Here is a 20,715-nt window from a genome sequence, read left to right as displayed (position 1 = left end):
CGGGAATCCAGAACCTCTGACGTCTCGGCCCCTGCGAAGACCTGCGTGTCTGGATTCCCGCCTCCGCGGGAATGACGTAGGGGGGGCAGGAATGACGTAGGGGGCCGGAATGACGGGAGCCGGGGAATCCGCTGTCCTACACGCCCCCGGCCGATGTATCCCGCCGCCAATGCCCACCCGCGCCCGATCCATCCCACAAAGCCACACCCGACCAAACAATTCCCGCATCGCTCCGCTTCCACCCCGGACGTAGTGTGAACTTTGTGAACTTCCGCGCCGCAACACCCGCGCATCTGGACGATCGCCCGCCCGCCCCCTATTTTGCCAACGTTGCCCCAACGGCGACGAACCGACGCCGCGAACGGCGCTCCAAGCGGGGAACCTCCCGCCAAGAACAAAGGAATGAACACCTCATGGCCGACAAGCAGACCTCGCTCCAGGACCTGTTCCTCAACGCGCTGCGCAAGTCGAAGACGCCCGTCACCATGTTCCTCGTCAAGGGGGTCAAGCTTCAGGGCATCGTCACCTGGTTCGACAATTTCTCGGTGCTGCTCCGCCGCGACGGTCAGTCGCAGCTGATCTACAAGCACGCGATCTCGACGATCATGCCCGCCGGCCCGATCGACGTCGCCGGGATCGTCGGGCAGATGACCGAGAACACCCGCAAGCAGCCGCTGTTGCAGGACATCTTCCTGTCCGCCGTCCGCAAGTCCGAGGATCCGGTGACGATGTTCCTCGTCAACGGCGTGATGCTGCAGGGCGCGATCGCGGGCTTCGACCTGTTCTGCATGCTGCTCCAGCGCGACGGCATGGCGCAGCTCGTCTATAAGCACGCGGTGTCGACGATCCAGCCGTCGCGGCCGCTGAACCTGTCCGACGGCTCGGGCGACGACGAAGACGACGACGACGGAGAGGATTGAGATCGCTTTGGTGAGCACCGGTTTCGAGCGTGACCGCGACGACGACGTGACGCGCGGCGCGCGCGCGATCGTCGTCTATCCTGACCTCGGCGGATCGAGCCGCGATGCCGATGCACGGCTGGAGGAGACGGCGGGGCTGGCGGAGGCGATCGGCGTCGTCGTCGTCGATCGCGTGGCGCTCCGCGTCCGCACCCCGCGCGCGGCGACCCTGATCGGCTCGGGCCAGATCGAGGAACTCGCCACCCGCGCGCGGATGGAGGAGGCGGCGCTGATCGTCGTCGACGGCAGCCTGACCCCGATCCAGCAGCGCAATCTCGAAACCGCTCTGGAGGCCAAGGTCATCGACCGCACGGGCCTGATCCTCGAAATCTTCGGCGAGCGCGCCGCGACCGCCGAGGGGCGGTTGCAGGTCGAACTGGCGCACCTCGATTACCAGTCGGGGCGGCTGGTGCGCAGCTGGACCCACCTCGAACGCCAGCGCGGCGGCTTCGGCTTCCTCGGCGGCCCCGGCGAGACGCAGATCGAGGCCGATCGCCGCCTGATCCGCGACCGCATGGCGCGGCTGCGGCGCGAACTCGATCAGGTCACGCGCACGCGCGGCCTCCACCGCGAGCGGCGGCAACGCGCGCCGTGGCCGGTCGTCGCGCTGGTCGGCTATACCAATGCGGGCAAGTCGACGCTGTTCAACCGGCTGACCGGCGCGCACGTGATGGCCGAGGATCTGCTGTTCGCGACCCTCGACCCGACGTTGCGGCAGGTGTCGTTGCCGGGCGTCGACAAGGCGATCCTGTCCGACACCGTGGGCTTCGTTTCCGAACTGCCGACGCAGCTGGTCGCGGCGTTCAAGGCGACGCTGGAGGAGGTCGTCTCCGCCGACGTGCTGATCCACGTCCGCGATGTCGCCCATCCCGACAGCGCCGCGCAAAAGGCCGATGTCGAGGCGGTACTGGCCGAGGTCGGCGTCGCCGAGGGCACGCCGGTGATCGAGGCGTGGAACAAGCTCGACCTGCTCGACGGAGAAGCGCGCGACGACCTGCTGGTCGAGGCGCAGCGCCGCGCCGATGTCGTCGCGCTGTCGGCGTTGACCGGGGAGGGGGTGGAGACACTCGTCCGCCACATCGGCGACCTGCTGACGCAGGGCCATGTCCGATATACGCTGACGCTCGACGCAGCCGATGGTGCGGCGGCGGCGTGGCTCCACGCACATGGCGAGGTGCTGGACAGCGAGGTGGAGGACGATCGTATCGTCTACGAGGTCCGCATGTCCCCCGCCGACCACGAACGCTTCCTGACCCGGGGAGCGTAGCCCGTCGCCCCTGCGCAGGCGGGGGCCCATGTCTGTCTAGTCTCGCAGAAGAAACCGGACACACGAGCGGACTGTGTGTCGGGACTTCATCGACCCTGGACATCGACGGGCTCCTGCCTGCTCAGGGGCGACGGTGTGGGCGACGGCTATTCCCCCGCCTTCACCGCCACCCACAACGCCTCCTTCTCTTCCAGCGGCAGTTCGGCGAACGCCTCCCCGGCCGCCGCCTCCATCCCACGGAACCGGCGCTCGAACTTGGCATTGGCTGCCCGAAGCGCCGCCTCCGGATCGACCCCCTGATGCCGCGCCCAGTTGACCACGGCGAACAGCAGGTCGCCGATCTCCTCGGCCACATGCTCGGGCGTCTCGGCCGCCTCGACCTCCGCCAGTTCCTCATCGATCTTGGCCCGCGACCCGCCGGCGTCCGGCCAGTCGAATCCGACCCGCCCGGCGCGCTTCTGCAGCTTTTCCGCCCGCAGCAACGCCGGCAACCCCCGCGCCACGCCGTCCAGCGTGCTGCTCTCGCCCTTGGCGGCGCGCTCGGCGGCCTTCACTTCTTCCCAGAGGTGATGGCCACCCTCGGCCGTGTCGCCGAAGATATGCGGGTGGCGGCGTTCCATCTTGTCGCTGATCGCCGTTACGACATCGTCGAAGGCGAACGCGCCCGCCTCCTCGGCGATGCGGCTGTGGAACACGACTTGCAGCAGCAGATCGCCCAGTTCGTCCTTCAGTTCCGACAGGTCGCCGCGCTCGATCGCATCGGCGACCTCATAGGCTTCCTCGATCGTATAGGGAGCGATGGACGCGAACGTCTGCGCCCGGTCCCATTCGCACCCGTCCGGCCCGCGCAGCCGCGCCATGATATCGATCAGCCGTTCGATCATTCGTCCCTCACTCCCCGGTCGCGAAAAGACGCCGTGGCCCAAGGTCGAAGCGGGATCAACGAAGAAAGGGAAATGGTGCCCAAGGGCGGGATCGAACCACCGACACTGCGATTTTCAGTCGCATGCTCTACCAACTGAGCTACTTGGGCGCACCGCCGATCAGCGGTGAGGCGCGTCCCCTAATCGGTGTCGGAGCGGCTGTCCAGCGATTCTGTGTCGACGAATGGTCCGGGGATGCGATATCCTTCGCCCAGCCAGCGCAGCAGGTCGCGATCCTTGCAGCCACGGCTGCAAAACGGCGTGTGGGCGGGCGCGGTGGGGGCGGCGCAGATCGGGCAGCGGGGTACGGTCATCGGTCGAATATGGGGGCGCGGCCGGCGCGACGCACCAGCGCCTCGATCCAGTCGCCGCGCGATTCGATGTGGTCGCGCACGGCATCGGGCAGGCGAAAGCGATTCGGCGCGGTCGGCGGGGTGCGCTCGATCAAACGCAGCGCGGCGCGAGCGGCGGCGCCGACGGGATCGTCGCGAACACGCTCGGGCAGCGAGGCACGGGGGCGGGGGCGGACGATCTGGAGAAAGCCGAAGCCGTTGACCGCCGTCCGCTCGAACGGGGCGGGCAGCGCGGCGTCGAGCGCCGCCGCCACCTCCTGGCGCAGCGCCTTGCCGGTCACGCTCGGAAAGTCGACACCGATCGAGCCGCCAATGCCATGGCGGCGGATCGCCAACGCCACGGCGGTCGCGGCGCGAATCGCGAGTTGCTCGATCGCACCCTCGCCGTCGACGTCGAACAGCGTCATTGCAGGGGTGGGGGACAGGCGCAGCGCGCCACCCGGAAAGGCGATCTCGCCGGTACGCGCTTCTTCCAGCACCTCGGACCAGCCCGCCGCCTCCAGCGCATCGGCTTCGTGAGCGCGCAGGATGCGGACCGGGTGAGGGGAGGCGGTAATGCGCGCCAGCAGGTCGAGGCCGGTGGTCGGCGCGGCGTCGCTGGCCCGGCCCCGCGCCCGCTTCGCGCGGCCGGGCTCGGGGATCGCCTCACGCACCACCTCGACCGTCAGCGTCGCGCCGAGCGTCACGCCGGCCGGTGCGCGGTCGAGCAGCACCTCGCGTCCGTCGTCCAGCGTGGCGACCGTCCGCTCGGTCAGCCGAGCGCGGGCGACCGTGCCGACGCGCAGCGTGTCCGGGAGTTCGATGCGCGCGGCAAGGATGGCGTCGTCGGCGACCAGCGCGGCACGCGCCTCGCCGATCCCGTCTTCGTACAGCCATTCAGCCAAGCGACACGCCCGATGCCGCGAGCAGCGCGCGGGTCTCGAACAGCGGCAAACCGATCACACCGGAGTGGCTGCCGTGAAGGAAGCGGACGAACGCCTCGGCGCGCCCCTGGATCGCATAGCCGCCGGCCTTGCCCAATCCTTCGCCGCACGCGACATAGTCGTCGATCTCGGCGGTGGAGAGCGGTTTGAAGGCGACGATCGTGTCGGCGAGCCGGGTGCGCGCCCGCCCGTCGGTGCCGATCGTGCAGACCGCCGACAGCGCATGGTGCCGCCGCCCGGACAGCGCGCGGAGCAGCTCGCGCTGAATGTCTTCGGTCGTGGCGGGAGGCAGGATCCGGCGTCCAACCGCGATCGTCGTGTCGCCGGCCAGCACGACCTCGTCGTCGCCGCGCGGGACCGCGCGTGCCTTCTGCTCGGCCAGCCGGAGCGCGTAGACGCGCGGCAACTCGCGCGGCAGCGGCGTCTCGTCGATGTCGGGCGACTCGATGCGGTCAGGCGTCGCACCGATCCGCGCAAGCAGGTCGCGGCGACGCGGCGAGGAGGAGGCGAGGACGAGGCGGGTCATGGAAAGCGCCGTCACGCGACGGCGCGCCCGTCGCTCAGGACGGCCCGGGGCCGCCGCGACCCGGCATGAAGCGATACGTGATCCGCCCCTTGGTCAGATCGTAAGGGGTGAGTTCGACCAGCACTTCGTCGCCCACCAGCACGCGAATGCGGTTCTTGCGCATCTTGCCGGCGGTGTGGCCAAGGATTTCGTGGTCGTTCTCGAGCCGGACGCGGAACATGGCGTTGGGCAGCAGTTCCACCACCTGCCCGCGCATCTCGAGGAGTTCTTCTTTCGCCAAACGGTGTCTCTTTCGCGTTGAGTGCGCGCGGCCTTAGCCGGGATGACGGAAAAAGGAAAGGCGCGCGCCTAACGGCGCCTGACCGGCGCCGTAGCGCCATCCACATAAGCGCCGCCGTGTCGCGGCGCAAGATCAGCGCGGTTCGGCGGCCAGCGCCGGAGCGATCGGCGCGCGCCGCCGGGCATCGCGACGACGGCGCCAGCGCGCGAGCGGACGCTCGACCAGCAGGTACATCGCCCCGGCATAACCGAACGACAACACCGCCCCCAGCAGCTCGCGCAGCAGCGGCTGGTGGATGCCCAGGCCGTGTTCGACCGCCACCGCCATCGGCATGTGCGCGAGATAGAGCGTGTAGGAGACCAACGCGACGAGCCGCAGCGGCGCGCTCGACAACAGGCGTGCGACGAGCCCCGTCGACTGGAGCGCGGCGCTGAAGACGACGAACAGCGCCAGCCCTTGCAGCGAATAGCGCAAGGTTTCGCGGAACAGCCCGGCGCGGATCGCGAGGCAGGCGAGCAGCACCAGCACGGCCCCCGCGACATGCGTCAGCCGCGGCCGCCACGCGTCGCGATCGAGCGCCGGGCTGTTCCACAGCGCGAGGCAGCAGCCGAACAGGATCGAATCGAGCCGCGTGTGCGACCAGTAATAATTGCGGGCATAGTCGCTGAGCAGCGCCGCATTGGCGATGCGGATCGCCAGCACGACGCCGCACGCGATCAGGCACCAGCGTGCCGCGCGCGCGGCCGGCATCCGCACGAACGCCAGCGCGAAGGCGGTGGAGAACAGCAGGTAGAAATGCTCCTCGACATCCAGCGACCATAGCGGCACCGGCACGCCCTGTTCCGGGCCGAACAGATGCGCGTAATTGGTGAGGAACAGCGCGTCGAGCACGACCGACCGCGCACTGACCTGCATCGGCAGCAGCCCGATCGCGCAGGCGGCCAGCGTCAGCGCCATCGTGATGTAAAGCGGCGGGAAGATGCGGATCGTCCGCCGCCAGTAGAAATCGCGCAGATCGATTCGGCCGGTCTCCGCCGCCTCGATCCGGAGCAGCGAGGTAATCAGGAAGCCGCTGAGAAAGAAGAAGATCGTTACGCCGAACCCGCCGGGCACGATCTTCCCCAGCCCGGCATGGGCCAGCATCACGATCAGGATCGCGGCGGCGCGCATCCCGTCCAGCACCGGCAGGTGCGGCATCCGTGTCGTCGCGCTGTCCATTTCAGATCCCCGTTTCCGTCCCGCCAAAGCTTTACAATCGTTAGCCACGTTAGCTCACCGATCCGTAAATGCGGCGCGGCTATTCCGATGGCTCACCGATCCCGGCGGGAAGATGTGTTTCCCACAACCCGGGCGCCACCGGAAGAAGGCGATCACATGCGTCATGGGCAGGAAGCCGCGAATGCGGTACACGTGCGGTTCCCTTATGGTCGCCAGGGGGCGAAGATGACCGGCGTGTCGATGTTGTTGCTGGCCCTTTGCGCGTGCGGCGGCGGAGGGGGCGGCGGCCCGGCCACGACCGCGGCGCCGGTGACGGTCGTTCCGGCGGCGTCCACGCCGGTCCCCACACCGACACCCAGCCCCACGCCGTCGCCCGTGTCGGCGGCGCCCGAGCAGACCGCCGCCCCGACGCCCAGCCCGACGTCCGTCGCGCCGATCTCCGCCGGTCCGGGACCGCTGACGGTCGTGTCGGAGGGCGATTCGATCTCGCTGATGTGGGCCGGCGCGCACACCGGCCTCTATGCGGCGGCGCACCCGTCGGTGACCTATTATGGCAATGCGCGTGGCGGGGCGCGGATCAGCGACACCGGCGGTGGCAACGGACTGGTGCAGCGGCTGCCGACGCTGGTCGGGGAGAAGCCGACCGTGGTGACGTTGCTGATCGGCGCCAACGACCTGGGCGACGGACAATATCCGTCGACGCAGGCGTGGCTGGATGCGCTGTGGAGCTATGTCGCGGCGGTGAAGGCGACGGGCGCAAAGGTGGCGGTGGGCACGATCCTGCCGATCTGCATGCCGTCGATGCCCGACTACGACAACCGTCACAAGACGCGGCGGCCGGTGGTGAACGCGGCGATCCGCGCGGCCGTCGGCACGAAGATCGACGCGGTATACGATCTCGCCGCCGATCCGGTGATGGGCCCGGACGCGGCGGCGTGCGACAAGACGCTCTTCAAGGACGGGCTGCATCCGACCGAGGGCGCGGATGGCGGGCAGGGCCGGATCGCGGCGATCTACACCCGCGTGGTGGACAAACTTCTGGGCTATTGACCTGCCAGCAATGAGTTCAGCTCGCGCGACAGGCTGTCGAAGCGATAGGGCTTGGCCAGAAATCTCCCGTCATCGGGAATGGCGTCGCGGCTTGGGCGGATATCGCCGGAGGTCAGCAGGATCCTGATGCGCGGCCAGCGTTCGTGGACCACTTCCGCGAGCTGCAGGCCGTCCATCGAACCCGGCATCCGGATGTCCGTGAACAGCACCTGCACTTCGCCGGCGGTTTCGAGGATGTTGAGCGCCTCGTCAGCGGAACTCGCTTCCAGCACGCTATAGCCGGCTTCCGCCAGCGCATCGGCACCGATCATCCGGACGAACAATTCGTCTTCGACGATCAATACGGTGCTTCCTGAGGGCTGAGTCATGCTGCCGACATGCATCGATGAGGCAAGGCGAACGGTTCATGCGGCTGCATGTTCCAGTCAGCGAGACTGTTGTTTTTAGGCAATTTTAAATCTCTTTTCCGCGTCGTTGCATGAACGCAAGCGCAGCCAGTCCGAGCCCGCTGCCGATCGCGGTGGCGGTGACGAAGCGATGCCGTCCGGCGCTTTCGTAGAGGCTGACGGATCGGCCGTGCTGGAGCCGAGAATGCTCCCGCCCGTCGCCGAACGGCGCGGCGAGATTGTCGCGGGCGGTGCGCGGCTGCGCCGGATCGTGCAACCACGGCAACAGCCGGTGCCCGAGACGATCGAGCAGACCGGGAAAGTGCTGGGCGGCCAGCACCTGCGCACGTCCGGTCCCGCCGACCGTCACGTCGCGGCGGCGATGCTGCGCGGCGTCCAGGATCGCCTCGGCGACCAGATCGGGCGCATAGACCGGCGGGGGGATCAGCGCCTCGCCCTCCAGATGGTTGGCAGCATGTTCGCCGACCGGTGTGTCGATCCCCGATGGCTTGATGAGCGTTACCGAGATCGGCAGCCGATCACCCTGGATTTCGATCCGCAACGAGTCGACATAGCCCTTCACCGCGTGTTTGCTGGCGGCATAGGCCCCCATGCCCGGCGTCGCGATATCGGACACGATCGATCCGATCGTGATCAGCGCGCCACCTTCGCGTTGCAAATGCTCTACCGCGGTCAGGCAGCCGTGGACCGTGCCCAGATAGTTGGTCCGTATCAGCCGCTCATGCTCGTCCATCGGCGTGTCGACCAGCTTGGCGTAGATCGCGACGCCGGCATTGTTCACCCAGGTATCGATCCGTCCGAACCGCTCGACCGTCTTGGTCGCGGCGCGCTGTACGTCGCGCAGGTCGCCGACGTCGGCGGTCGCGAAATCGGCCTTGCCGCCGGTCGCTTCGATCTCGCGCGCGATCCGCGCCAGCGTCTCGCCATCGCGCGCCACCAGCATCACGCGCGCGCCGCGCCGCGCCGCCATCCGCGCGGTCGCCAGCCCGATCCCGGAACTGGCCCCGGTGATCAGGATCACCTGCTCGGCCAAAGGCTTGAGCATCGGCGTCATCACATTATCCCCCGTGTTGGTGATCGCACATCCAGCCCTTCGACCGTCGCTGCGATAACCCGGTCGGCGCGGTTCGGTTCAGGCGGGATCGCATGGGGCTGATGCGGATCAGGCGATTGCCCGTCCGGCACGTCCGTGCTCAGGTGCGCGCAAGCGGGGAGACGGCGATGCGGATGGCGATGTGGATGACGGGGCTCGGAGCGATCGCCGCGCCGGTGGCGGCGACGGCGCCGGAGATGCGGCAGGTACGATATGACCTGTCCTTCCCGGACGCGGCCCACCATCAGGCGCGGATCGTCGCGACGTGGCGCGGGGTGCCGACCGGCCCGCTCCGCGTCCAGATGGCGCGCTCGTCACCGGGCCGCTACGCGCTGCATGAATTCGCGAAGAACGTCTATGCGGTGACCGCGACCGACGGCACGGGTCGTCCGCTGCCGCTGAGCCGCACGGATCCCTATGGGTGGAGCGTCGCTGGGCACGATGGCACCGTGATCGTGACCTACACGCTGTTCGGCAATCGCGGCGACGGCACCTATGCGCAGATCGATCCGACCCATGCGCACCTGAACCCGCCCGCCGCGCTGATGTGGGCGACGGGTTATGACGCCGCGCCGGTGACGGTGCGGATCGTGCCGCCCGACCGGACATGGACGGTGGCGACGCAACTGCCGCCGGTGCCCGGCGCGGCGGGCACGTACAGCGCGCCCGACCTGCAATATCTGATGGACAGCCCGATCGAGATCGGCGTCCATGACGTGCGCGAGTGGCCGGTGGCGGAGGGCAAGGCCCGCTACACGATCCGGTTGGCGGTCCATCACCCCGGCACGCCGGCGGATGTCGACCTTTTCGCCGCACAGGTTCGCCGCCTGCTGCCGCAACATCGCAAACTGTTCGGCGAGTGGCCGCGCTTCGACCATGGCAGCTACACCTTCCTGGCCGACTATATGCCGCAGGTCAGCGGTGACGGGATGGAGCATCGCAACTCCACCGTCGTCAGCGGCCCGACGCCGCTCGACGGACGGAACGAGGATCAGCTCGGCACCGTGGCGCACGAATTCGTCCACGCCTGGAACGTCGAGCGATTGCGCCCGCGCGAACTGGAGCCTTTCGACTTCAGCCGCGCCAATCCAACGCCGTCCCTGTGGTTCGCTGAGGGCTTCACCTCCTATTACGGCCCGCTGCTGATCCGGCGTGCCGGGCTGTCGGACGACGATGCCTGGACGCGGAACCTGGCGCGGTTGCTCAACACCGTCCTGCTGTCGCCCGCCCGCCGCAACGGATCGCCGCAGGAGATGAGCCTGCGCGCGCCCTTTGCCGATGCGGCGACCGCGAACGATCCCGTCGGGCCGGACATCTACCTGTCCTATTATCCGTATGGCGCCGTGGTCGCGCTGGCGCTGGATCTGTCGATCCGCCAGCGATTCCCGACGCTCTCGCTCGACGACTACATGCGCTACCTCTGGCGGACCCATGGACGGACCGAGCGGCCCTACGCCCCCGACGACCTGCGTCGCGCCCTGGCGGCGGTAACGGGCGACGCGGCGTTCGCCGACGCGTTCTTCGCCGCCTCCGTCGCGGGCAGTACGCTGCCCGACATGGCCCCGCTGCTGGCGCAGGCCGGCCTGGTGCTGCGTCCCGCCGCGCCCGGCCGGGGCTGGATCGGAGCGGGCCGCGTGGTCGCCGATGCGGACGGGGTGTGGCTGGCGTCCGCGCCGGCGCCGGGATCGCCGCTCGACGGCGCCGGCGTCGACAGCGGCGCGCGCATCGTGGCGCTGGGCGGCACGCCGATCACGACGCTCGCACAATGGGACGCGGCGCTGGCGCGCGTCGGTCCGGGGGCGACGGTCGAGGTGCGTTACATCGCGTCCGGCCGCGAACGGGCGAGCGTGATCCGCGCCATTGCCGATCCGCGCCTGACAGTCGAGCGGGTCGAGGCGACCGGCGGCAAGCTGACGGTGCGACAGCGCAGCTTCCGCACGGCATGGCTGGGCGGATAGAAAACGCATTGATTCAAGACAGAATTACCTGTGTCACTCATTGACACAGGCGAAGCGACGCCCAACAATATCGTGATGGCTCAACGGCATTCCCGCAACGTCTCGCTGACCTCCGAACTCGAGTCGTTCATCACCGACAGTCTCTCGACCGGCGACTATGGCAACGCCAGCGAAGTGGTGCGCACTGCGCTGAAGATGCTTCGGGATCGCCCGGCGCGCGAGACGATGCGCGAATGGCCCGCCGCCGGGGGCGAGACCGGGGCGCTGATCCGCGCCCATGACTGGGCGCGCCATCCGCTCGGTGCGATCGACGGGTGGTCGGCGGCGTTGCGCGTCACGGTCGCGAACGTCGTGAACTCGCCGGTGCCCAAGGTGCTGATGTGGGGTCGCGACGGCATCATGCTCTACAATGACGCCTATCGGGAGATCGCGGGCGCGCATCATCCCTTCGCGCTGGGCAAGAGCGCCGCCGTGGTCTTCCCCGAGATCTGGGACTGGAATCGCTCGATCCTGGAACGCGGCTTCGCGGGCGAGGTGGTGAGCTACCGCGATCAGCCGCTGACGCTGATGCGCGACGGGCGGCCGGCGGAATTGTTCTTCGACCTGTTCTACACTCCCGTGTTCGAGGCCGACGGATCGGTGGGGGGCGTGCTCTGCACGGTGCTCGACAATACCGCCCGCCTGACGCTGGAGCGGCGGCTGGCGGCCAGCGAGGCGGAACTGCGCGCCGTCACGGACGCGCTGCCGCTGCTGGTGTCGTTCATCGACCGCGATTACGTCTATCGCTACGCCAACCAGCATTATTACGAATGGTTCGGGATCGAGTTGGCCGATGTGGTCGGGCGTCATACGCGCGATGTGATCGGCGAGGAGAATTTCGCCCGTCGTCGCCCGCTGATGGAGCGTGCGCTGGCGGGCGAGACGATCGTCGAGGACGCGGTCATCCGCCGTAGCGACGGTTCGTGGCGGCGTACCGATATCCGCTATCTGCCGCGTCGCGATGCCGATGGCGCGGTTTCCGGCTTCCAGGTCATCGTCATGGACGTCGAGGAGCGCGTGCTGCGCGAGGAGGCGCTGAACGCCAGCAACGCCCGCTTCCGTGCCGCGATGGAGGCCATGCACGGGGTATTGTGGACCAATGATGCCGAAGGGCGGATGGTCGGCGAACAGATCGGCTGGGCGATGCTCACCGGGCAGACCCCCGAACAATATCAGGGCTATGGCTGGGCCGATGCCGTCCATCCCGACGATGCTGAGGCGTCGGTGGCCGCATGGCGTGAGGCGGTGGAGAGCAAATCGACCTTCATCTTCGAACATCGCGTCCGGCGGCACTGCGGGGCGTGGCGGACCTTCGCGGTGCGCGCGGTGCCGCGCCTCGACGCGCATGGCGAGGTGGCGGAATGGGTCGGCGTCCACACCGACATCACGCACCAACGCGCGGCCGAGGCGGCGCTGCGCGACCATGCCGAACAGCTCGAGCGACAGATACGCCATCGCGAACGTGCCGAGGAGCAGCTCCGCCACCTGAACGAGACGCTGGAGACGCGCGTGATCGCGGAGATCGCGTCGCGGCACGAGGCGGAGCGCAGGCTGGCGCAGGCGCAGAAAATGGAGACGGTCGGCAAGCTGACCGGCGGCGTCGCGCACGATTTCAACAACCTGCTACAGGTCGTCTCCGGCAACCTCCAGTTGTTGCAGAAGGACATCGCGGGCAATGCGCGTGCGGAGGCGCGTGTCGCCAACGCACTGGCAGGCGTCTCGCGCGGGTCGCGGCTCGCGGCGCAATTGCTGGCGTTCGGACGACGGCAGGCGCTGGAGCCGAAGGTCGTCAACGTTACCCGCTTCGTCAGTGGGATGGACGACATGCTGCGCCGCGCGATCGGCGAGGGGATCGAGGTGGAGACGATCTTCGGCGGCGGCCTTTGGAACACCTTCATCGATCCCGGTCAGATCGAGAATGCGCTGCTGAACCTGGCCATCAACGCCCGCGACGCGATGGAGGGGCAGGGCAAGCTGACCATCGAGCTGGTCAACGCGCACCTCGACGACGAATATGCGCGCCGCCATGATGAGGTCACGCCGGGCCAGTATGTGATGCTGGCGGTCACCGATACCGGCTGCGGCATGTCGGACGATGTCGTGGGCAAGGTGTTCGAGCCGTTCTTCTCCACCAAGGCGGAGGGCAAGGGTTCGGGGCTGGGGCTTTCGATGGTCTATGGCTTCGTCAAGCAGTCCGGCGGCCATGTGAACATCTATTCCGAGCCGGGCCATGGCACGACGATCAAGCTATACCTGCCCCGTGCGATGGAGAGCGAGGACGTCGAGGTCGCGGTGGACAACGGCCCGATCACCGGCGGGACCGAGACGGTGCTGGTCGTCGAGGATGATGACGAGGTGCGCGCGACCGTGGTCGAGATGCTCGGCGACCTGGGCTATCGCGTGCTCAAGGCGGTCGATGCGCAGAGCGCGTTGAACGTGGTCGAGAGCGGGATCGCGATCGACCTGCTGTTCACCGACGTCGTGATGCCGGGGACGTTGAAGAGCCCCGAACTGGCGCGCAAGGCGCGCGAGCGGTTGCCCGACATCGCGGTGCTGTTCACGTCGGGCTACACGGAAAACTCGATCGTCCATGGCGGACGGCTTGATGCCGGACTGGAACTGCTGTCCAAGCCCTACTCGCGCGAGGCGCTGGCGCGGAAGATCCGCCATGTGCTCGCCAATCAGGGGCAGCGTCGCGAGCTGCAGGCACCACGGGCCGTCCCGCCGGTCGCGGGACCGGCACCGATGCGGCGCAACGTGCTGCTGGTCGAGGATGATCCCATGATCCGCAGCGCGACGGCCGAAGTGTTGCAGGAGGCGGGCCATGTCGTGGTCGATGCCGCAAGTGCCGAGGAAGCGATGGCCGCGTTGCAGACCGCGCCGATCGACGTGCTGGTGACGGACGTGCATCTGCCCGGATCGTCGGGGCTAGAACTCGCCGCCCGCGCCGCCGAGCTGCGGCCGGGCATCCGGATCGTGGTGGCCAGCGGCGATGTCGGCATGGTGCGCGAGGTGCTGCCCTCGGCGCATCTGCTCGCCAAGCCTTATGGCGCGCGCGACGTGCTGGCGATCCTCCACGACCGCACGGGCGAACGGTCGCTGGCGCACGAAGGCGGGGAGTAAGCCTCTCCGCGCGATCCCGTCAGCCGGTCGGGGGCGTCGCCGATGACGCGCCCGTCGGCGTGACGGTCAGCCGCCGGATCAGGTCGGTTTCCGCGCGGCGGTACGGCGTGCCGTCGCTGCGGAACACTTCGTGGAACCAGATCGTCGGTTCCTCCAGGACATAGGGCTTCTTCCAGCTGTCCCACGGCAGTCGCGTCTGCGTCTTCCCGTTGACGAGCCCCCAGTTCATCATCGCGACATTGTAGCGTTTGCCGATCGGCAGCGAGCCATCGAACGTCGATCCGTTGCCGCGCGCCATATACTCTGTGCACAGGATCGGCCGGTTGTAGGGCAGCAACTGCCTGACGCGGCGTTCGAACGTTTCCGGCCAGCTGTAATCGTGGAACGAGATCACGTCGGACTGGCGCAATTGCAGCGTTTCCATCGCGGTCAGCTTGCCGCCGGCGGGCGTCCAGTCGTCGTGCTGCCAGACGCCCGAGGTGATCGGTTGCGTCGGATCGGCATCGCGTGCCCAGACGAACACCTGCGCCAGCAGCGCGCGGACCAGCGGCTCCTTGCCGTCCTGGCCCCGATACTGGTCGGCGCCATTGTCCGGCTCGTTCCACACGTCCCAGCCGAGGATGCGCCGATCGTCCCGGAACGCGCCGATGACCCCTTGTACATACGCCTTGTAGCGGGGATAGCGCCGCGTGTCGCGCAGCCCCGCCATCCCCGGTCCCTGTACCCAGCCGGAATTGTGGACCCCGGGCACCGGCGGATGCTGCGGCCCAGGTCTCGGGTCCGGATCCCAGCAACTGTCGAACAGCACGAACAGCGGCTTGATGCGATGGCGCGCGGCGATCGTCAGGAATTCGTCGATACGGCGGCGAAAGCCGGCGGGATCCTGCAGCCAGAGCTGATCGTGCAGGAACACGCGCATCGTGTTCATCCCAATTTCCTGCGCCCAGCCCAGTTCGCGGTCGATACGCTGCGGATCCCAGGTCGCCGCCTGCCACATTTCCAGTTGGTTGATCGCGGAGGCGGGCGTGTAGTTCGCGCCCACCAGCCACGGTTGCGCGCGATACCAGTCGTTGGCCTGCGCCTCGGTCCAGCGCGGGCGCGCCGCGGCGGGCAGCGCGGTCATCGCCATGGCCGTCGCCAGCAAGATCAGCCGCTTCGTCATCGCAACCCTCTCCTCTTTATCGCCCCCGCTTATGCGCGTTTTGTGCTTCGGCGCTAAATGATATTATATTTCAGATGCTTGCTGACGATAGAAGGGTGGCAATCTGCGGGCCGTTGCGCCCATGCCGGGCGATGGCCGCCCGCCGGCAGCACGGCAACGCCCCCTGTTCCGATCGGGCGGATCAGGTTCTAGGGGCGCATCCTGCCAGCGGGCCGAACGATCATTTTGCCGGCGCCTTCCGGTAACGGTCGAACCAGGCGATGATCGCCGACGCCTTGGCCGCCGATTGCGACGGGCGCGCGGTGAAGCCGCCGTGGCTGGCGCCCGGCACCTTGACCAGCGCGGTCGGCACGCCGCGAATCTGGAGCGCCGCATAATATTGCTCCGATTCCGATACCGGGGTGCGATAATCCTCGCTCCCGACGACCACCAATGTCGGCGTCTTGACGTTGCCGACCAGGCTGAGCGGCGATCGCTTCCAGTAATCCATGGGATCCTCCCACGGCAGCTTGGTGAACCAGTAGCGCGACGTGAACAGCGTGGCGTCCATCGTCAACGCCTCGCTGGTCCAGTTGATGACCGGCTTCTGCGTCGCGGCGGCCTTGAAACGATCGGTCTTGCCGACGATCCACGCGGTCAGCACGCCGCCGCCCGATCCGCCGGTGACGAACAGATTGTCGGGGTCCGCCGTCCCGTCTGCGATCGCGGCATCGACGGCGGCGATCAGGTCGCCGTAATCATCGGCCGGATATTTCTTGTCGATCAGGTTCGCGAACTCCGCGCCATAGGAGGTCGATCCGCGCGGGTTGGTCCAGAGCACCGCGTAGCCGGCAGCGGCATACAATTGCACGTCGGTTGCGAAGCTGGGGCCATAGGCGCTGTTCGGCCCGCCATGGATCTCCAGGATCAGCGGCACGCGCGCGCCGGCCGGACGCCCCGGCGGCGTCGCCAGCCAGGCGTCGATCGGACGACCGTCCGGTGCGGTGACGGTGATCTTGCGGACCGGGGCGAGCGACTTGGTGGCGGTCATCACCGCGTTGAGCTGCGTCAGGCGTCGCGCCTTCCCGCCGTTCCATACCCACACATCCGCCGGTGCGCCGGCATCGCCCCCGGTATAGGCGATCGTCCCGGCCCGGGAGACGGAGAAGTCGCCGCCCGTGTACGGACGATCCAGCCCACTGCCCTCGACATTGTCGATCAGCGGCGTAACCCGCCCGTCGAGCGCGATCCGCGCGACCTTGCGTTGCCCGTGGTCGTCGTAGCTGGCGTACAGGCTTCGCCCGTCGCTGGCCCACACCGCTTCCTCGATTGCGCGGTCGAGCGGCGCGGTCAGCGAGCGCGGCGTGCCGGCGTTGCGGTCGCCGACGTAGAGCTGGGTATTCTCATAGCTGCGGCGCTTGTCGTCGAAGCCGAGCCAAGCGATCTTCGTGCCGTCCGGTGAGAAGACCGGCTGCGCATCCGGCCCGTCACGCGTCGTGAGTTGCCGCAGAGTCGCGCTGGCGACATCGACCGCCAGCACGTCGGAATTCAGGATCTGCCGGTCCGCGCCGGGCCCACGGATCGCCGCGAACACGATCTCGCGCCCGTCCGGCGTCCACGACAGCGGCCCGCCGTCGTCGAAGTCGCCGAAGGTCAGCTGCCGCGCCGCCCCGCCGTCCGCCGCCACGACGAACAGGTGGTCGCGCCCCGGCTTGACGTAGCCGGGGCCGTCGTTGCGATAGGTGATCCGGTCGATGACCGTCAGTGGCTCGGCCCATTTCGCGCCCTCCGGCTTGGGCGGCGCCTTGCCCAGCGTCGTCGGGTCGCCCGCGACGGTCGCGACATAGGCCAACCGCGTTCCGTCCGGCGACCAGGCCAGCGCCTGCGGATCGCCGGGAAAGCCGGTGACGCGCGCGCTGGCACCGGTCGCCAGCCAGCGGACGAAGAGCTGCGATCCGTTGCCGTCCGCGGCGACATAGGCGACCCGCGTCCCGTCCGGGGACCAGCGCGGGCTGGATCCCTGCGCCGCGAACGGTGACTGGCGGCCCGTCGCCACATCGATCAGCCAGAGCGACGATGCCATGCGATCGGTCATGATGTCGGCGCTGCGGCGGACATAGACGATCGTCCGTCCATCGGGGCTGATCTGCGGATCGGCGGCGATCGACAGGCCGAACAGGTCGCTGCCGGTAAAGGCGCGGGTCGGCGCGTCGGCGGGAGCGGCGTTCGGTTGCTGTTGCGCAAGTGCGGGCGCGGCGGTGGAGGCGAGCAGGGCGACGATCAGGGCAAGACGCACGAAGTGGTTCCTTGGCTGGAGGGCAGGGGGCGAGGTGCGATCAGAGGCTGCCGGGCTTCATCTTCGCGACCACTCCGCGATGCATGACGAAATCGACGTGCTGGAGCCGCGTGACGTCCTGAAGCGGGGAGCCCGCGACCGCGATGATGTCGGCGGTCTTGCCGGGCGCGAGCGTCCCGATATCGTCACGCCCCAGCAGGTCGGCGGCGCCGACGGTGGCGGCGGCGATCGCCTGCGCCGGGGTCAGGCCGTTCTGCACCAGCAGCGCGAACTCGCTGGCATTGTCGCCATGCTTCGACACGCCGGTGTCGGTGCCGAACGCCACCTTCACCCCGGCGGCATAGGCGCGGCGATGATTGGCCGCCATCGCGGCGGCGGCCTGTTCGGCCTTGACGATCGTCGCGGGCGGCAGCGCGCCGCCGCGCGCCTGCGCCAGCGCGGCGACCGGGGCGATCTCGGTCGGAACCAGATACGCGCCCTTCGCCTTGAACAGCCGGATCGTTTCGTCATCCAGGAACGTGCCGTGCTCGATCGAATCGACGCCCGCTTCCAGCGCGGCCTTCGTCCCCTCCGCCGCATGGCTGTGTGCGGCGACCTTCCGGCCCAGCGCGTGCGCGGTATCGATGATCGCGCGCATCTCCTCGGGCGTCATCGCACGGCCGAGGCCACCGCTGACGTTCGACAACACGCCGCCGGTCGCCGCGAACTTGATGACCTTCGCACCCAGCCCGACCTGCGCGCGCACCGCGCGGCGACAATCGTCGGGGCCGTCGCACACGTTCACGTCATGCGCGTGGACCGCATCGGCGAACGTTTCCGCCAGACCGTTGCCGGCATCGCCATGCCCGCCCGTGACCGAGATCATCTCCCCGGCATTGGTGATCGTCGGCCCCTCGACCGTCCCGGCGTCGATCGCGTCGCGCAGCGCACGGATGCCGCGCGGGTCGCCGCCCAGATCGCGCACCGAAGTGAAGCCGGCGTTCAGCGTGGTGCGCGCGTTCGCCACCGCCGTCATCTCGTCGTCGAACCGGTCGCGGTTCAGCGCACCCAGTCGCGCCTTCATCGGATCGCCGCCGATGCCCCAGAGGTGGACGTGCATGTCGACCATTCCCGGCAGCACGAACGCGTCACGCAGGTCGACCAGCGTTGCGCCCGCCTCGGGCGCGACGAAGCCATCGCGCAACTCGGCGACCTTCCCGTCGCGAACGATGATCGTGGTGGGGCCGCGCGGCGTTCTGCCGGGCTGATCGAGCAGGGTGCCCGCCTGGATATAGGTGATCGCGCCCGGCGCGGTCTGCGCCGTCGCGATCGCTGCCGGTGCGATGGCCGCCACCAGCCCGAACAGAAGCCCCTTGATCATCGCTCATCCCCTTTTGCGCGCATGCTTGCCGAGGTTGCGCACCAAGGCAAGCATTTGCACGGGCGACGATCATGCCCCGGGCATCAGGGGGCGAGCCGTCCGTCCTTGAGCGCATCCGCCTCGAACGAGAAGAGAATGTCCGGATTGGCTGGCGGCACCTCGGCGGCGATCGTCGCCGGCGCGATGCGATGGACCAGATGGCGCAGGATCGCGATCCGCGCCGGTTTCTTGCGATCGGCGCGAACGCAATGCCATGGTGCCAGCGGCGTATGCGTGCGGACCAGCATCGTGTCGCGCGCGGCCGAATAGGCGTCCCAGCGATCCTGCGCCACCGCATCCATGTCGGACACCTTGAGTTGCTTGAGCGGATCGGTGCGCCGCGCCTCCAGCCGCTCGGCCTGTTCGTCCTTGCCGATGTCGAGCCACAGCTTGATGAGCCGGATGCCGCTTTCGACCAGCATCCGCTCGAAATCGGGGGCGTCGCGCAGGAACTCGGCCTGCTCCGCTTCGGTCGAAAAGCCCATCACCACCTCGACCCCGGCGCGATTGTACCAGGAGCGGTTGAAGATCACGATCTCGCCCGCCGCCGGCAGATGCGCGACATAGCGCTGGAAATACCATTGCGAGCGTTCGCGGTCCGATGGCTTGGGCAGCGCGACGACGCGCGTATAGCGCACCGACAGATGCTCGACGATCCGCTTGATCGCGCCGTCCTTGCCCGCGCTGTCACGCCCCTCCAGCACGATGACGACGCGCTCGCCCGACGCGGCGGCGGCGCGCTGCGCCTCGACCAGCGCGAGCTGCGCCTGTTCCAGATCGTGTTCGTAATCGTCCTTCGACATGGCCATGCGCCTCCTTTGCCGGGAGAAGAAGCATGGCCCGGCTTTCGTTCCGCCGGATCAGCCCGTTGCGGTGAGCGCGTGGTCGATATCCGCGGCGCTGTGCCGTTCCGCGACGAACGTGCCGGGCGCGCCCGACAGCCGGTTGACGATCCGCCCGCGCTTCACCGCCTCGCGCGCGCCGATCCGCTCCGCCCAGCGCGCCAGATGGGGATACTCCGTGACCGACAGGAAGGTCTGCGCGTCATAGGCGCCGTTCAGCAGCGCGCCATACCATGGCCATACCGCGATATCGGCGATCGAATAGGCATCGCCGGCCAGATAGTCGCGGTTCGCCAGATGCGTGTCGAGCACGTGAAGCTGGCGCTTGGTTTCCAGCGCGTAGCGATCGATCGCATATTGAATCTTGATCGGCGCGTAGAAGTAGAAATGCCCGAACCCGCCGCCGACGAACGGCGCCGATCCCATCTGCCACATCAGCCAGTTGATCGTCTCGACGCGCGCCGGCCCGTCGGCGGGCAGAAACGCGCCGAACTTCTCGGCCAGATACAGCAGGATCGACCCGCTCTCGAACAGCGAGGTGGGCGGGTTGGTCGATCGGTCGACCAGCGCCGGGATCTTGGAATTCGGGTTGACCGCGACGAAGCCGCTGCCGAACTGATCACCCTTGCCGATGTCGATCGCCCAGGCATCATATTCCGCCTCCGCATGACCGGCGGCGATCAGTTCCTCGAGCATGATCGTCACCTTCTGCCCGTTCGGCGTGCCCATCGAATAAAGCTGCAACGGATGTTCGCCGAACTGCAGCGCGCGGTCGTGGGTCGCGCCGGAAACCGGACGGTTGACGCTGGCGAACTTGCCGCCGTTGTCGCGGTTCCACGTCCACACCGCCGGGGGGACGTAGCCCGTCGGCAGATTGTTTGCGCCCTGGTCGTCCGCCATCCGTGTCACTCCTGATCG

18 protein-coding genes and 1 tRNA gene are annotated in these 20,715 nt (G+C 68.3%); 5 read left to right on the top strand and 14 right to left on the bottom strand.

What is annotated here, in order from left to right; translation table 11 throughout:
• Nucleotides 1-254 precede the first annotated feature (254 nt).
• Together hfq and hflX are read left to right on the top strand one after the other, a co-directional pair.
• Nucleotides 255-920 (top strand): RNA chaperone Hfq, encoded by a 666-nt coding sequence (hfq, locus tag NS334_RS04330; RefSeq protein ID WP_342585532.1) that lies wholly within the window; start codon nucleotides 255-257, stop codon nucleotides 918-920.
• Nucleotides 921-930: 10 nt separating this feature from the next.
• Nucleotides 931-2,226, top strand: coding sequence for a GTPase HflX (hflX, locus tag NS334_RS04325; protein WP_058754753.1), 1,296 nt, complete (start codon nucleotides 931-933; stop codon nucleotides 2,224-2,226).
• A 146-nt stretch (nucleotides 2,227-2,372) separates the two neighbouring features.
• Here the strand turns inward: hflX and mazG are convergent, their stop codons facing one another.
• The 7 genes from mazG to NS334_RS04295 all read right to left on the bottom strand — a co-directional run bounded on the left by mazG (nucleotide 2,373) and on the right by NS334_RS04295 (nucleotide 6,449).
• Nucleotides 2,373-3,110, bottom strand: coding sequence for a nucleoside triphosphate pyrophosphohydrolase (gene mazG, locus NS334_RS04320; RefSeq protein WP_058754752.1), 738 nt, complete (start codon nucleotides 3,108-3,110; stop codon nucleotides 2,373-2,375).
• A gap of 73 nt (nucleotides 3,111-3,183) precedes the next feature.
• Nucleotides 3,184-3,259, bottom strand: a tRNA-Phe gene (locus NS334_RS04315).
• Between the two features lie 30 nt (nucleotides 3,260-3,289).
• Entirely contained in the window at nucleotides 3,290-3,463 is a 174-nt protein-coding gene (locus tag NS334_RS17585) for a DNA gyrase inhibitor YacG (RefSeq protein WP_083500247.1), read from the bottom strand.
• Nucleotides 3,460-4,386, bottom strand: coding sequence for a ribonuclease E/G (locus NS334_RS04310; RefSeq protein WP_058754751.1), 927 nt, complete (start codon nucleotides 4,384-4,386; stop codon nucleotides 3,460-3,462). Before NS334_RS04310 ends, NS334_RS17585 begins: the two co-directional genes overlap by 4 nt.
• The gene (locus NS334_RS04305; RefSeq protein WP_058754750.1) at nucleotides 4,379-4,951 is read right to left on the bottom strand and encodes a Maf family protein; all 573 of its coding nucleotides are present in this window, start codon (nucleotides 4,949-4,951) and stop codon (nucleotides 4,379-4,381) included. The genes NS334_RS04310 and NS334_RS04305 overlap by 8 nt, the downstream gene beginning before the upstream one ends.
• A 34-nt stretch (nucleotides 4,952-4,985) precedes the next feature.
• The gene (gene infA, locus NS334_RS04300) at nucleotides 4,986-5,231 is read right to left on the bottom strand and encodes a translation initiation factor IF-1 (RefSeq protein WP_022685627.1); all 246 of its coding nucleotides are present in this window, start codon (nucleotides 5,229-5,231) and stop codon (nucleotides 4,986-4,988) included.
• Between the two features lie 132 nt (nucleotides 5,232-5,363).
• Nucleotides 5,364-6,449 carry an acyltransferase family protein gene (locus tag NS334_RS04295; protein WP_058754749.1) on the bottom strand — a complete coding sequence of 362 codons (1,086 nt, stop codon included), beginning with the start codon at nucleotides 6,447-6,449 and terminating at the stop codon, nucleotides 5,364-5,366.
• Between the two features lie 192 nt (nucleotides 6,450-6,641).
• On the opposite strand from NS334_RS04295, the gene NS334_RS04290 reads away from it, so the two are divergent.
• A complete protein-coding gene (locus tag NS334_RS04290; protein WP_193752998.1) occupies nucleotides 6,642-7,499 on the top strand; it encodes an SGNH/GDSL hydrolase family protein in 858 nt (285 codons plus the stop codon).
• On the opposite strand, the gene NS334_RS04285 is transcribed toward NS334_RS04290, so the two are convergent.
• Nucleotides 7,493-7,882, bottom strand: coding sequence for a response regulator (locus NS334_RS04285; RefSeq protein WP_058754747.1), 390 nt, complete (start codon nucleotides 7,880-7,882; stop codon nucleotides 7,493-7,495). The two genes, NS334_RS04290 and NS334_RS04285, sit on opposite strands and share 7 nt — an antisense overlap.
• Nucleotides 7,883-7,952: 70 nt before the next feature.
• Nucleotides 7,953-8,960 (bottom strand): SDR family oxidoreductase, encoded by a 1,008-nt coding sequence (locus NS334_RS04280; RefSeq protein WP_058754746.1) that lies wholly within the window; start codon nucleotides 8,958-8,960, stop codon nucleotides 7,953-7,955.
• Between the two features lie 185 nt (nucleotides 8,961-9,145).
• On the opposite strand from NS334_RS04280, the gene NS334_RS04275 reads away from it, so the two are divergent.
• Nucleotides 9,146-10,957: a M61 family metallopeptidase gene (locus NS334_RS04275; RefSeq protein ID WP_241491803.1), complete on the top strand. Its 1,812-nt coding sequence runs from the start codon at nucleotides 9,146-9,148 to the stop codon at nucleotides 10,955-10,957.
• Nucleotides 10,958-11,032: 75 nt separating this feature from the next.
• Nucleotides 11,033-14,119: a PAS domain-containing protein gene (locus NS334_RS04270; RefSeq protein WP_083500246.1), complete on the top strand. Its 3,087-nt coding sequence runs from the start codon at nucleotides 11,033-11,035 to the stop codon at nucleotides 14,117-14,119.
• Between the two features lie 19 nt (nucleotides 14,120-14,138).
• Here the strand turns inward: NS334_RS04270 and NS334_RS04265 are convergent, their stop codons facing one another.
• The 5 genes from NS334_RS04265 to yghU form a co-directional block, all read right to left on the bottom strand.
• Nucleotides 14,139-15,281, bottom strand: coding sequence for a 1,4-beta-xylanase (locus NS334_RS04265; protein ID WP_058754745.1), 1,143 nt, complete (start codon nucleotides 15,279-15,281; stop codon nucleotides 14,139-14,141).
• 220 nt (nucleotides 15,282-15,501) lie between these two features.
• Nucleotides 15,502-17,556: an alpha/beta hydrolase family protein gene (locus NS334_RS04260; protein WP_058754744.1), complete on the bottom strand. Its 2,055-nt coding sequence runs from the start codon at nucleotides 17,554-17,556 to the stop codon at nucleotides 15,502-15,504.
• A gap of 40 nt (nucleotides 17,557-17,596) precedes the next feature.
• The gene (locus NS334_RS04255; RefSeq protein WP_058754743.1) at nucleotides 17,597-18,916 is read right to left on the bottom strand and encodes a metal-dependent hydrolase family protein; all 1,320 of its coding nucleotides are present in this window, start codon (nucleotides 18,914-18,916) and stop codon (nucleotides 17,597-17,599) included.
• Nucleotides 18,917-18,999: 83 nt separating this feature from the next.
• Nucleotides 19,000-19,764 (bottom strand): polyphosphate kinase 2, encoded by a 765-nt coding sequence (gene ppk2 / locus NS334_RS04250; RefSeq protein WP_241491802.1) that lies wholly within the window; start codon nucleotides 19,762-19,764, stop codon nucleotides 19,000-19,002.
• 51 nt (nucleotides 19,765-19,815) lie between these two features.
• A complete protein-coding gene (gene yghU, locus NS334_RS04245) occupies nucleotides 19,816-20,697 on the bottom strand; it encodes a glutathione-dependent disulfide-bond oxidoreductase (protein WP_058754742.1) in 882 nt (293 codons plus the stop codon).
• Nucleotides 20,698-20,715 lie beyond the last annotated feature (18 nt).

It is taken from the genome of Sphingomonas endophytica (assembly GCF_001476895.1).
GTDB lineage: Bacteria > Pseudomonadota > Alphaproteobacteria > Sphingomonadales > Sphingomonadaceae > Sphingomonas > Sphingomonas endophytica_A.
Note: the sequence above shows the minus strand (reverse complement) of the source record. Positions and strands in the feature narration are given on the sequence as shown.

Bases quoted from the DNA above. Each gene is read 5' to 3' on its own strand.
- NS334_RS04265 (WP_058754745.1), bottom strand. From the start codon at position 15,281: ATGACGAAGCGGCTGATCTTGCTGGCGACGGCCATGGCGATGACCGCG.
- mazG (WP_058754752.1), bottom strand. From the start codon at position 3,110: ATGATCGAACGGCTGATCGATATCATGGCGCGGCTGCGCGGGCCGGAC.
- NS334_RS04255 (WP_058754743.1), bottom strand. From the start codon at position 18,916: ATGATCAAGGGGCTTCTGTTCGGGCTGGTGGCGGCCATCGCACCGGCA.
- NS334_RS04295 (WP_058754749.1), bottom strand. From the start codon at position 6,449: ATGGACAGCGCGACGACACGGATGCCGCACCTGCCGGTGCTGGACGGG.
- NS334_RS04305 (WP_058754750.1), bottom strand. From the start codon at position 4,951: ATGACCCGCCTCGTCCTCGCCTCCTCCTCGCCGCGTCGCCGCGACCTG.
- NS334_RS04270 (WP_083500246.1), top strand. From the start codon at position 11,033: ATGGCTCAACGGCATTCCCGCAACGTCTCGCTGACCTCCGAACTCGAG.
- NS334_RS04275 (WP_241491803.1), top strand. From the start codon at position 9,146: ATGACGGGGCTCGGAGCGATCGCCGCGCCGGTGGCGGCGACGGCGCCG.
- NS334_RS04280 (WP_058754746.1), bottom strand. From the start codon at position 8,960: ATGACGCCGATGCTCAAGCCTTTGGCCGAGCAGGTGATCCTGATCACC.
- NS334_RS17585 (WP_083500247.1), bottom strand. From the start codon at position 3,463: ATGACCGTACCCCGCTGCCCGATCTGCGCCGCCCCCACCGCGCCCGCC.
- ppk2 (WP_241491802.1), bottom strand. From the start codon at position 19,764: ATGGCCATGTCGAAGGACGATTACGAACACGATCTGGAACAGGCGCAG.
- yghU (WP_058754742.1), bottom strand. From the start codon at position 20,697: ATGGCGGACGACCAGGGCGCAAACAATCTGCCGACGGGCTACGTCCCC.
- NS334_RS04285 (WP_058754747.1), bottom strand. From the start codon at position 7,882: ATGCATGTCGGCAGCATGACTCAGCCCTCAGGAAGCACCGTATTGATC.